The following is a 12,406-nucleotide window of genomic DNA, read 5'->3' on the forward strand; positions in this document are numbered from 1 at the left end:
AACTTACCAGTAATAGGTATGACTTCCGTTTTCAAGCATAGACAGCATGCGTATCAATCTTTTGTTACTTACCGGATAATGCTTTGTAGCAGCTATCAGTTTATTTAAGAGGGGACGGCAGGCTTCGTCCTCTCCGGATATCCTCACAATTATTCTCATGGAAATAATCTCGTCCAGGCAGGTATATAACCACTCTTCGGGCATATCAGCGACCATTTCACAATGCAGAAAACAGTACACCAGGGTATCATGAGTTACCCGCGTTGATAGCTCAAATGGAGGCTCATCCAGGATGGCATACAGTTTTTCCAGTTCTCTGATAATGCGTTCTCCTATACTAGGATTGTCATTATAAGCCTGAACCCTGTCTAACGGAGCAGCTACGAGCAACCTGGCGTACTTATCGTCCTCACTATACTCCCACTTTTCGGGCGCAGCTGACAAGACGCTTCTCAGCTGCGGCCTCGTCATCTCTACTACCATTGCCCTGTCCAGCAACCGGATGCTCAGACTTTTCGTTGTCTCATCCATATTCAGGGTGCCTACCACTATCAGATTTGATGGCATGGCGATGCCATTCTCCTTAAAATGTTGTTGCAGTTTATAGTCTGACTCTACTCTTAACTGTACCCAGAACGTATCGTCTTCTCTGTCATATTGCCTTACATTGGAACCAGTGATAAACGGGTCATACGCAATCTTTCCGTTATGTGTTCTTGCCGTTTCCAGTATGCTCAGGTAGTCAGAGAAATAATACTCAATATGGGCCAGGTTCATTTCATCCAGGCATACGAAAAATGGGACTTGCAGATATTGCCATGCCTTTACTATGAAGCGGAGCAGATCTGTACAATGGTATCTGAGTAATCCCCCCTGCCGGGCCTCATATCCCAGCAGGTCATCCGGCTCATGCCAGTCCGGCCTGACGCGGACCATTAGAAAATTACCGGGACTACTTACATTCCTCAATGCCTCATCTGTACAGGTAAGATAAGCAAGCTTACGTGCTGTCCATGACTTGCCCGTGCCGCTTACACCGCCTAACAGCAGGAAAGGCCTTGTTCTGATAGCCATCAACAGCTTACGGTATGTATCATCGAAGGCAATAGGCCGGTTGACTGACTCTTGGCTGTCACTAGAATGAATGGAAGAAGAATTTTGCGCCGGCGACACAAGTTGCAGTTTTACTTTACTCTGGTTAACTGGTATTTCCAGGTTGGTGACCTCTACGTGGTAACGGTCCAGCTGCTCCCACGCTGGCCCATCTGTAAATATCTGCTGCAGGTCCTGTATCATTTCAAGCCTGCGGGTATTACCATCATGTTTCACCCATAGGTTGGCAGTTGCATGATGCCGGAAGGCCTTGCGCCATTTCCATTGTTGTGGGATGGACGCGCGCTGCACGATCGTATATTTTCTGAATACCTCACCAGTCTCGCACGTATATGTCTTTGACAGATAGCTAAATACCGGCTTCATGGTAACCGGATCCAACTTTGCCCTTCTTAGAACGCCCGTTGCAATCGCAAATAACCCTATTCCTTCCGCACGGTTGATGAAAAATATATGTTCTCCTGATATGCTGCCCGAAAGCTGTTCTTCGCTCCAGAATATGAAGTTTCCATCCGGAGACAACATGTTATGGTAATCTGTGTCTCCGTTTCTGATGTCATATACCCGTGCACGTTTCATAGCGTGCAATTTATTTCAAAATAGCATTCAATACACTGTTAATCAATAATTTATCATTGTAATAATTACATTATCAGAATGAGAATCGCACAACTTACGGTATATTGATAATCATCCCTAACCAGACACTACTTTATTTACCTTAGTCTGCCATTATTAGAGGCAATATTTAACGCATATAATATCCTCGAAGAGATTCGCCCAAAGCCAGCACATAGTACTTTAGGCCAGCAGGCAATCACCTTTCCTGCAGGCTGTAAACTGCTCAGAGCTGTATCTCGAAATGATAAGCAGGTATTCAAAGACAAGGCCGTCGAATCATATAAAATGGACAATTGTCAAAAAAAATCGGCAATTTGCAGTAGCAACCTATTATGACACCCTCGTAACAAGTCACCGATGGAGCAGGTACAGATCGGAAAGTGTGTTTACATTATCAATACGGGTAAAAACCTCTTTAAAATTGGAAAGACGCAGGACCTTCAAAAAAGGCTTGCAGCTTATCATACCCACCTGCCTGTTATGTTCAGGGTCATCAGGCAGTATACCGCTGCTAACATGAGTGAACTGGAGGAATGTCTCCATATCGTCTTTCAGCATAAACGGGTAAAAGGTGAATGGTTTGAACTCAGTAAAGATGATCTGGTGATCTGCGATAATATAGCCCGAAACTATGCCTTGACAGAATTACACAAGCAGGCAAGAAAATATGCGGTTATCAGGTATAGTGATAATCCATTACTTCAGGTAATGGAGGCTAACGAAAAATACCTCCAGGACTACTCCCGTGTTGCCCAGGACATCGAACTGGGACTTAATACAGACGAAATCTTTGAACTTAATGAAGGGCAGGTCAGCAAAGCGGTGATAGAAACGGTACGCCGCCTGCTCAAGTATCGTACTCCTAACTCCGAGTTTCTCAGTAAATGGCTGCGTATAGTAAATGACCTTGGAGAAGGGTTAAGCGAAAATGCAATCCTTGAAAGATACAAAGGCCAGATCAGCCGCACCACTATACAGATGATCAAGCGGATTCTGCGCAATCAGCTTTATTAGTTCGTTTAATAATATATCTTCTCGACATCTGTCAGATGTTTCACTGTTAGTTAGCCCCACTAATCTATCACAGCTAAACTTACTCATGCTTCGCAAGGTTACCACCTATTACCCGGTCACTGAGCAACACTTCCTAGCCCATATCTCCTGGAAGCCTCCCCTATGATATCAGCCAGCACTATAACTTCTATCTAACTGATTATCAAACAATACTTATTTGGTATAGGAATTGTTAAAATCCATTAGCAGTTAAACTCTGCTATAAGAAATACGTCTAATTACCAATACAGCGGGACAATCAGCACTCATTCAACTGGTACAAAAACGGTTGATTTGCAGCCAGATGATCGAGCTTGTAGCACCACACTAAATTCATCACAATGAAAAACAGGATATTATTTCTGGGCACACTGGTTGTACTGGCCACTTTGAGTACCATCAGCAGTGCATATGCGCAACGCGGACGTTTCGGCGGAGGTGGACGGGTATCTGTAGGCCCGGGAGTAAGCAGAAGAATTGTTTCTGCCCCACATGTATCTGCAAGGATAGGTGTGGGTGCCCGCTACGGTGGATACCGCCGCTGGGGTAGTTATTATCGTCCACCCGTACGCTACTACGGCCGCCACTATTACCGTGGTGGATATTACTACCGGCCTTACCGCTATTTCGGTCCGCCTATCGGCTTCCGAGTCGGAGTACTGCCATATGGTTTCCTGACCTTTAACACCGGCTGGGGGCCATACTATTACTACGATGGCTTCTTTTACCGGTCTTACGCCAATACACAGACACAGACAGAGCAATATGAGGTCGTTGATCCGCCTATGGGAGTAGTGGTTCCATCACTGCCAAGCGGCGCAAAAACAGTCGTGATTGATGGTAATACCTACTATGAGAAGAATGGCACTTTCTACCAGGAAGTATTACAGGACAACCAGACTAAATACGCTGTTGTTGGTAAAAACGGCGAATTGAACACCGGCGACGATCAGCAGGATCAGGACAATACAGAAGCGCCGCAGTCAGAAGAAATAATGGCCACCTTACCGGACGGCTGCCGTGGTGTAGAAATCAATGGCCAGCAACTGTATGTTTCTCCGGATGGTATGTATTATCAGGAAGTAACCAATGCCGATAATTCACGGGGATATAAGCTTGTAGGTAAACTATCTGCCGACAACTAATTGTCCTCCAATTTAGAGTATAAAGTGGAACATAATGGCTATACGCCGGCATGTTCCACTTTTTTAATGTGGAGATATATAAAACAAAAAATCCATAGCACATCAGTTTTCCACTGATATTAGTCTGCTGTTTGCTTGGTTTTTAATATTTATTTTTATTAGCTTTATCGGACCTGTAAAAGCATCTACCCGGTCTGGTAATATGCATCCTGTATACTCAGACACATATTAACTTTTTATAGGTCTTATTACCCTGGCATAATGACTTCTTTAGTCAATATTGCCCTCAACAAAGTCGCCCTTTTATCCCACTTGCCTGACTGAAATACATCTATATCTACGTTAAAAGATAATTATAAGCCGAACAGTGAACATTGATCATCCAGGCTGGAATATTGAACAGTGCCAGCCAATCTGCCTTGAAAAATTCCGCGTTATGAAATACTCTTCCTGATTCATACAGTACCCCGGTATGCAATATTTCACGTCCCTTCAACGTTAGCCCTTCAGCCTGGGGTACACAGCTGCTTGCCAGGAAACGTCAGTTTTAGCAACGTTTCATGGTTACACTCTTCCGGAATATTTGGCATAAAGAGAACTATCATCTTCTTATTGCTGTTCTTCCGTGAGGTAAAATGGCTGTACCCGCGCCAACAATCAGGAATATTATATAATTTAGTCATGGTAATAGCCTGGTTGTTACAGGCAATTTCCTGTTACTAAAACGACCATGCATGAAACGCATCATTGCCATATTAGCATTCACTTTACCCCTTACCATTCAGGCGCAGACAAAGTTGGAGGACAAAATTGCGGAAGACTATTCCAGTAAGTTCGCAAAGCGTTATGAAGTGAGGACTGATTCTCTTATCGTTTTCGTAACCGAACAAATGTCCAGAAGCGGAGCTGCAGGTCTGGATATTGATAAGACAATGACCGAGCTGGAAAAAGATCCTGCCGCTCTCGATGCATCTTTAAAATTCATCTACCAGTATAGCAATGCCAACAGGCAACAGTTCATTACCAATTTACGTGAAATGAACCTGCAAACCAATAGTGTATTTCCACTGGCTACTTATACGGTCAACAAGTTTAAAGGTGAAGCTAAGGAACTGCTGGAAGAGAAATCAACTCTTTATACAACCGGCGCTATTCCTGCCCAACTTCCACCTTTACAACTGCCAGTACCTGCAGTAGCTGATAACAATACTTCGCCGGATGCAAATAACTCCGGCAATGAGTCTGCCGCAACCGCCAGCAATACCACAACGCCAGGTAATACCAGCATTCCTGCGGAACCAGGAACTACTCCGGCAGAACCAGCTAACGCAGCCACTGATAACTTTAACTGGGATGTACGTCCTGTCTTCAAACTGCGAGATCCTGAGCAGCTGTATGCGCTCTATGGAAAGGAAAATGTATCTGCACGCTCCGCCCAGGACTTCCAGGGAAATGATATAGGTACTGCTTATTATGTGTTTCCGGATACCGACAATGAGATGCAGGTAATATTCGATGGAGAGAAAGGCACTGGAATTATCCTGACCAAAGAAAATTCCAAATGGAAGCCTCCCTTTGGTATCAAAGTTGGCGACCCGTTAGATAAAGTAGTAAAAGTGAACGGCCGCGACTTCAGAATCCATGGTTTTGAATGGGATAACGGTGGTGAAATAGCTGATTGGGAAGGCGGTGCATTTGCCGGTAAAGGTGTAAACATTATGTTCAAAGCCAATAACTCCAGCGACCCAAAACTCTATGACCAGGTAACAGGCGATAAAAGAGTAAAGAGTGACGCTTCTGCTATGAAAAAGCTGGGTGTAGTCATAGACAAGATCGCTTTCAAAAGCAATTAATCACACCAGTAGCTTGTTATCAACTGCATACTTTATCAACATAGCGGTATTCTTTACTTCCAGTTTGGCAAGTAACTTCTTCCGGTGACTATTCACAGTATCTGCACTGATAAACAGCTTTTCTGCAATTTCTGCATTCGTATTCCCTTCAGATATAAGACTTAAAACTTCTTTTTCCCTTCTCGTAAGAGGAGGGAAATTTTTTTGTAGCCCTCCCCGCTCACTGCTCATAGCCTGTTTAATAGCAGGTGACAAATACAGCTCTCCATCCTGTATGGAACGGATAGCAAACAAAAGTTCTTCTTTCTCAGCAGTATTTAATACATAACCCCCGGCTCCACTTTGCAGCAGCCTTGCTATATATCTTTCTTCCTTTAGAAAACTAAGTACTACAATATTTACGGTAGGATATTCTACTTTGATGCTGGCACACAATTCTGCACTGTCTATATCAGGCAGGCAAGTATCAATAACGATCATATCAACGCTGTTGTGCAGCAGAAATTCTAGGCAATCATAGCCACTTCTGGCGTGGCCGGCTATTATGATATCATTTTCATCATCACAAAAAGAGTGCAGGCCTTCCAGGATAAGAGGATGATTGTTTACGAGAAACAGGCGGATCATGTGTATCCATTTAAAATATGCCAAAGTGGGCAGTTACGGGTAACATTTAACTTACAGCGGGCAAGCGGCTTTATACTAAATATACCAAAAATATTAGCATAATAACATACACCGGTCCCATGCGGGATTGATCTCAGGATTTACAGCAGCAATCAGTGACAGTCCGATACCGGCCACTCCCTCCAGAATGCCGTAGCTGTTTTCATATTCTTCTTTACCATAAAAGCGGAAACCGGCAGGTCCTCCCTGATGTGTATTTTGTTGTAAAGTATGTTGTAACCAATAGGTAGCTCCCTCCAATAACAAGGGTTCCTTCGTTTGCAACCATGCACGCCTGTAAATATGCGCAATGCCTGCGCTACCATGACAAAGACAAGCATCATGAACATGGCTGTTACTTATATTCCTATGCTTCAGGGTATGTTCAAATATCTGTAAAGCGTTTTCTCTATAGCTGTCATCTCCCAGCCAGCTGCCAGCATTCAATAACAGCGTAGCTATACCTAAGTCTCCATAACACCAGCCCATACGGCTTTGTCTGCCGGTAAGCGGCTGATGCTCAATATTTACTAGTACCGGGTACAATGCAACGCCTCCTTCATCTGATGGATTCCTACATGCCTGAAGCCAGCTGATGCCTTTTCTAAGCATGTCAGCAGTCTTCCGGGTAGCGATACCTTTCTGATGAATCATGCCTAAAATAGACAAAATAGCAGGTAGCCCATGCGCCATGCCCAGGTTAAAGGACATGGTTGTTCCTGGTAGGTCAGGTGTGGCTGTAAGGTGATCCTGCCAGGTGATCCCGGCAGCTGTTGTAATAGCAGTTTTCTGTAAACTGTTCACCACTGCCTCCAGCCATTGGCCGGCAACCGGGTGCTGTTCCCGTTCCAGGAAATATAAGGCAATGCCCAATCCCTGATGCAGAAAGTCATGGCCGCCCTGTTGTAAGGCAGCTGTCATTTCCGTACCAAGTACTTCATCTACGTCTTCAAAGATGTCTTCAAGACCGTCTTCACCCGCAAAACCAGCCTTCATCAGGTGTTGCACCCCCCATACAATACCGGCAATACCGCTGCAATACGAAAATGGTAATGCATTGGTTCCCATATCCTGCAAGGCATTTTCCAGGAGCTGGTGCACCCTCTTCAGGTGTTTTCTTTTTTCTGTGAGCTGGTAATAGTAAGCATAGAATAAAGCAGCTCCGGTATAGCCCCCCAATAAGCCGGGACCGGTATCATGTAGTACTAAGCTGTCAAGTGAAGCGCTGATTTCCCGTAACGTCTTTCCGGCACTTTTCTTATAATCCATATTAGATCCTCACAAAACATCATAGTGCGGCAGAAAGCATTCCACCGCACTACGATACATAAAATTAGAAACGGCAGGAGTCAACACTGCAGATGGGTGCACCCTGGCTAATGTTGTCAGTGCAAACTTTAAAGGAAATGATTGTTGTGGTAGGCACTAACGCCTGACCATTCATCATATCCTGTTTAGCACGGTTCAGACTGGCAATTTTAATTTTACCCAGATCAAGTTTCTTTTCAACTGTCTTTTTCATAAAAATGCGGTTTTAGAGTTTCAATAATCAGCTGTACTTAGTTTCTGGCATCCGGAGGAGGAGGGCATTTGAACAGACTGCAACCAGTATAAGTTGGCGCATTCGCCTGCTGATTGACTACTTCCTGCTTTGTTGCGCTCAATCTTGCAATTTTTATCTTGCCGAGACTTAGCTTTCTGCTTGTCGCTTTTTTCATAGTTAACAAATGATTTATATTAGGAAATGAATACTATCTCTTTAGTGGTCAGTTTTTTTTGTGGACAATGAGGGTTCCGGGTTTCATTAGTCTTAAAGATAACGATAATGCCTGCTCTCCCCTATCACTGGAAAGGGGGATTTTCTTGCCTTTTTTTCCTGTTCACAAAATATCACCTTTTAAGGGGGGCAGCCAATCTCGGGATAAGCGCTAACTTATTATCCCTATTCAGAAGATTATGATTGTTAATAAAGGATTTTACCTGCTCAGATCTCCGCTGATGCCGGTAGATTTTGTGACCCGTATCCTGCAGCTGCCACATGCAGCATTGGCTGATGAACTTAAATCAGTTTTTTCTTTACCCTACCTTGCTGAAGCGATTTACATAGCTTCCCCGGAATTGAGCAGCGAACTAAGGAAATGGCAGCAAGGTCACGCTCTGCATGAAAAAGACACACAAAAACTAGTGCTCTCCTTGTTCAGATATGTACTACGCATGAGTACGCGCTGTACACCCTATGGTCTCTTTGCCGGATGTGCTACAGGCACAATAGGGACGCGTTCTGATATACATATTCAGACAACCGACCAGCATACAAAGCATTGCAGACTTGACATGAACTATGTTGCAGAACTTGCATCAGCGATAGAAGCATTACCCGCTATGCAGGACCACTTGCTGTATTTCCCCAATAATTCACTGTACAGAACCGGAGACACTTACCGCTATGCGGCATTTACTGTAAAAGACAAATTCCGCCAGTATGACCTTACCGCAGTCAATCACTCTACCTACCTGGAGGCTGTGCTTGACAGGGCCGCAACAGGAGCTACCAGACAAACACTCTATACACATATTACAGATGCAGAAATTGATCAGGAGGAAGCCCAGGACTTCATTCAGGAACTGATAAATGCACAGCTGCTCGTCAGTGACCTCTCTCCCACCATCACCGGAGATGAATTTTTTCATGTACTCTGCGAAACGCTGCGCCCTATAGAAAGCATGAATGACATCTACCAGGTACTGATAAGTATCCGGCAGCTATTGCAGCTACCGGAAGCAGGGATAGAGAAATATCTGCAAACGCATGCACTGGTAAAACAGTTATTGCCCAACACCACTAATAAAGACCTGATACAGACGGACCTCTTCCTTGCAACAACTATCAATACTATCAGCCGGCACATCATCGACGATATCAAAGATCAGATGACTACTTTATGGAAGTTATCTGCTGTAAATAAACACCCTGATCTTCAGCAGTTCAGCAAAAATTTCAGTCAGCGTTATGAAGAGCAGGAAATTCCATTGGCAATTGCACTGGATACAGAAACCGGCATTGGTTACGGTGCTTATACCAGCCATTATGCAGCCTTTGCGCCATTACTGGAAGAGATCACCGCAGGCAATACCGCTAATAGTGATACTATTCCCTGGAATAACATGCGCCAGTTTCAGCTCAGGCGGTATATCGATTGCTTACAGCAGCAATACATGGAACTTGAATTAACGGAAGATGATATCAATAGCCTCGCCTCTCCGGATGAAGCCCCGGTTCCGGATAGTTTTTACCTGATGGGAAGTATCATAGCCGACAATGCTACTGCGGTAGACAATGGAAATTACCTCTTCGATTTCAGTTCCTGCGGAGGACCCTCTGCTGCTAATCTGCTGGGACGATTCTGTCACGGAGATCAGCAACTGAAAACGCTTGTCAGAGATTGCCTGGATGAAGAAGCGCAATGCCGGCCTGACGTTATCTTTGCCGAAATTATCCATCTGCCAGAAGCCCGCACCGGAAATATATTGCTCAGGCCACAACTCAGGGATTATGAAATAACTTACCTGGGCATTGGCAGTGTAGCTGCAGAAAGACAAATTCCGGTGACAGACTTGCTGGTAAGCGTACAACAGGATAAGATCATCCTACGTTCAAAGAAATTTAATAAACAGGTGATACCAAGATTAAGCACCGCACATAACTTCACAACTGGAAGTCTGCCCATATACAAGTTTCTCTGTGATCTCCAGTTTCAGCAGTTAAAGCATGCAACCGGCTGGCAATGGCAATTACCCATAGACGCTCCCTTTTTACCCCGGGTAAGGTACAGGCAATTCGTCTTACAGAAAGCCACATGGGTTATCCACAGTAAAGACTACCCTGCACTGAAGAGAAACGACAGCCTTGAGGTATATGTTACGGCATTCAAAGCTATCAGAGCAGCTTTAAGGTTACCAAGGTATATTTCTATTGCAGAACGGGATAATGAACTATTTATTGATCTTGATAATGAAACCTGTATTTATTTGCTGGTAACCACATTATTGAAAAAGACGCAGCTGACATTACAGGAAGTACTGCAAACGCCGGAACGATGCTGGGTGGAAGGAGATGCAGGTAGATTTACCAATGAAGTGATCATCCCTTTTAGTCACGTAACGCAGCAGTCAGTTGATGTAATACCGCCAGGCCATCATACGGTACCACAACGTCACTTTCCTCCCGGCAGTGAATGGTTGTACGTCAAGATATACACAGGAATTAACACAGCAGAGAAGGTGTTGAAAACAGTCCTCCTTCCACTAGTGCAAGACTTGCTGGCAGGTGACATTATCGATCAATGGTTCTTTATCCGCTATACTGATCCTGATGACCATCTGCGCGTACGATTCCATCATGCCACAAACAAAGACTTCTGGAAAACAGTACTATCAGAACTGAATACCCGGCTGGCTACTGCCATTGCCCCGGGACTGATACACCGCGTGCAAACAGACACTTATACCAGGGAGATAGAACGTTATGGTGCAGCCACAATGGCGTTGAGTGAACTTGTATTCTGGTATGACAGCGAGGCTGTAGCTGGCTGCCTGGATCTCCTGGAAGGAGAAGAAGGAGAACAATACCGTTGGCTGTTGGCGATAAGAGGGGTGGATATGCTACTGCAGGATTTTGATTATTCGCTTGTACAGCGCGCTGCCTGGATGAAGCGTTTACAGCAGCATTTCTTCCAGGAATTTGGCGGTAGTCAACCGTTACAGCAACAGCTGAATAATACTTACCGCAAACAGATGCGTCAGATCAGCAGCTTTCTTGATCCGCAACGGGATGTTCACAATGCCATTGAAGACGCCGTATTGCTGTTTGAAAAAAGATCGTCCCGCATCAGAGCGGCTATCAGCGATATACCATTCAGTCTGCGGGACAATCTGTTATCGAGTTATATACACATGTTCCTGAACAGAATGTTGTCTTCTAATCAAAGGAAACATGAGTTAGTGATCTATCATTTTCTGAGTAAATATTATGATTCCATGGTAGCGATGCAAAAGCAGCAGCAGCTTACTTAGCTTTATCCCAGAATAATTTCGTCAGTTGTGCAATTACGCTGTCGCGCGTTGCCTCATCTGCCCTGGCATCACTGACAAATACTACGATGGCATACTTCTTACCATTGGGTAAAGTAACGATACCGGCATCGTTTGTAGCTGCAGTAATACCATCTTTTGAGCCGGAAGTACCGGTCTTATGAGCCACTTCTGCATTCTTGGGAAGCAGTCCTCTCATTCTGCCAGGTCCTGTAGTTGTTTCCCGCATGATTTGTAAAAGGAAGTCATTGCTGGAGGCAGAGAGATATTGGCCGGCATGTATTCCTTTTAACAACTGCAGCATAGCTACCGGTGTGCACCAGTCGGTATATTGCACTTCCCAGGCCTTTGCCATTTGCTCTTCGTTGGCTTTTATGGATATGCTGTCAATGCCCAGACCACGAATATATTGTTCCACATAAGTAGTACCTCCTACCAGGCGGAATAAGATATCGCAGCCGTTATTATCACTTTGCGATACGGTGTATGCCAGTACATCGCGTAATTTCATATCTGTTCCTTCCGGGAATTTCTTACCTATAGGACTCCATGTGGGAAGTAATTCTTCTTTCCTGATATGGATAAGCTGATCCAGGGATAACTTGCCTTTATCTACCTGGTCGAGTACAGCAATGGCAAGCGGCACTTTAAATACGCTTTGCATCGGATACCTGTCATATCCGTTCAGGGTGATGGTATCTCCATCTTCCAGTGACATCATGGCCATGCCTACGTGTCCACGGGCAGTAGCAGCAATAGTGGCGATTTTTTGTCTGATAGTATTCTTCTGCGCAGTACTATGTTTATAAGATAACAGGGACAGGAGCGCGATAGCGCAGGAAAAGATACAGTTTCTCATTTGGT

At 44.5% G+C, this 12,406-nt stretch carries 10 protein-coding genes; 4 read left to right on the top strand and 6 right to left on the bottom strand.

All coding sequences use genetic code 11. From position 1 onward, the window contains the following. Window positions 1-3 precede the first annotated feature (3 nt). Window positions 4-1,692 carry an McrB family protein gene (locus K1Y79_RS08910; protein WP_220249627.1) on the bottom strand — a complete coding sequence of 563 codons (1,689 nt, stop codon included), beginning with the start codon at window positions 1,690-1,692 and terminating at the stop codon, window positions 4-6. Between the two features lie 399 nt (window positions 1,693-2,091). Here K1Y79_RS08910 and K1Y79_RS08915 point away from each other — a divergent pair, with 399 nt between their 5' ends. From K1Y79_RS08915 to K1Y79_RS08925, 3 genes are all read left to right on the top strand, one after another. Then, window positions 2,092-2,748: a GIY-YIG nuclease family protein gene (locus tag K1Y79_RS08915; RefSeq protein ID WP_220249628.1), complete on the top strand. Its 657-nt coding sequence runs from the start codon at window positions 2,092-2,094 to the stop codon at window positions 2,746-2,748. Between the two features lie 380 nt (window positions 2,749-3,128). Next, window positions 3,129-3,932: a DUF6515 family protein gene (locus K1Y79_RS08920; RefSeq protein WP_220249629.1), complete on the top strand. Its 804-nt coding sequence runs from the start codon at window positions 3,129-3,131 to the stop codon at window positions 3,930-3,932. A gap of 734 nt (window positions 3,933-4,666) precedes the next feature. After that, the gene (locus K1Y79_RS08925) at window positions 4,667-5,785 is read left to right on the top strand and encodes a hypothetical protein (protein ID WP_220249630.1); all 1,119 of its coding nucleotides are present in this window, start codon (window positions 4,667-4,669) and stop codon (window positions 5,783-5,785) included. Here K1Y79_RS08925 and K1Y79_RS08930 read toward each other — a convergent pair whose 3' ends face one another. The 4 genes from K1Y79_RS08930 to K1Y79_RS08945 form a co-directional block, all read right to left on the bottom strand. Then, the gene (locus K1Y79_RS08930; protein ID WP_220249631.1) at window positions 5,786-6,412 is read right to left on the bottom strand and encodes a LuxR C-terminal-related transcriptional regulator; all 627 of its coding nucleotides are present in this window, start codon (window positions 6,410-6,412) and stop codon (window positions 5,786-5,788) included. 93 nt (window positions 6,413-6,505) lie between these two features. Next, window positions 6,506-7,720, bottom strand: a complete 1,215-nt coding sequence (locus tag K1Y79_RS08935) for a lanthionine synthetase C family protein (RefSeq protein WP_220249632.1) — start codon at window positions 7,718-7,720, stop codon at window positions 6,506-6,508. A 64-nt stretch (window positions 7,721-7,784) separates the two neighbouring features. After that, window positions 7,785-7,973, bottom strand: coding sequence for a hypothetical protein (locus K1Y79_RS08940; protein ID WP_220249633.1), 189 nt, complete (start codon window positions 7,971-7,973; stop codon window positions 7,785-7,787). A 37-nt stretch (window positions 7,974-8,010) separates the two neighbouring features. Further along, window positions 8,011-8,169 (bottom strand): class I lanthipeptide, encoded by a 159-nt coding sequence (locus tag K1Y79_RS08945; RefSeq protein WP_220249634.1) that lies wholly within the window; start codon window positions 8,167-8,169, stop codon window positions 8,011-8,013. A 238-nt stretch (window positions 8,170-8,407) separates the two neighbouring features. On the opposite strand from K1Y79_RS08945, the gene K1Y79_RS08950 reads away from it, so the two are divergent. Next, on the top strand, window positions 8,408-11,524 hold the full coding sequence (locus K1Y79_RS08950; protein ID WP_220249635.1) for a lantibiotic dehydratase: 3,117 nt from the start codon (window positions 8,408-8,410) through the stop codon (window positions 11,522-11,524). Here K1Y79_RS08950 and bla read toward each other — a convergent pair. Further along, window positions 11,517-12,401, bottom strand: coding sequence for a class A beta-lactamase, subclass A2 (gene bla / locus K1Y79_RS08955; protein WP_220249636.1), 885 nt, complete (start codon window positions 12,399-12,401; stop codon window positions 11,517-11,519). The genes K1Y79_RS08950 and bla overlap by 8 nt on opposite strands. Between the last annotated feature and the right edge of the window lie 5 nt (window positions 12,402-12,406).

This window comes from Chitinophaga rhizophila, from assembly GCF_019492185.1.
Lineage (GTDB): Bacteria > Bacteroidota > Bacteroidia > Chitinophagales > Chitinophagaceae > Chitinophaga > Chitinophaga rhizophila.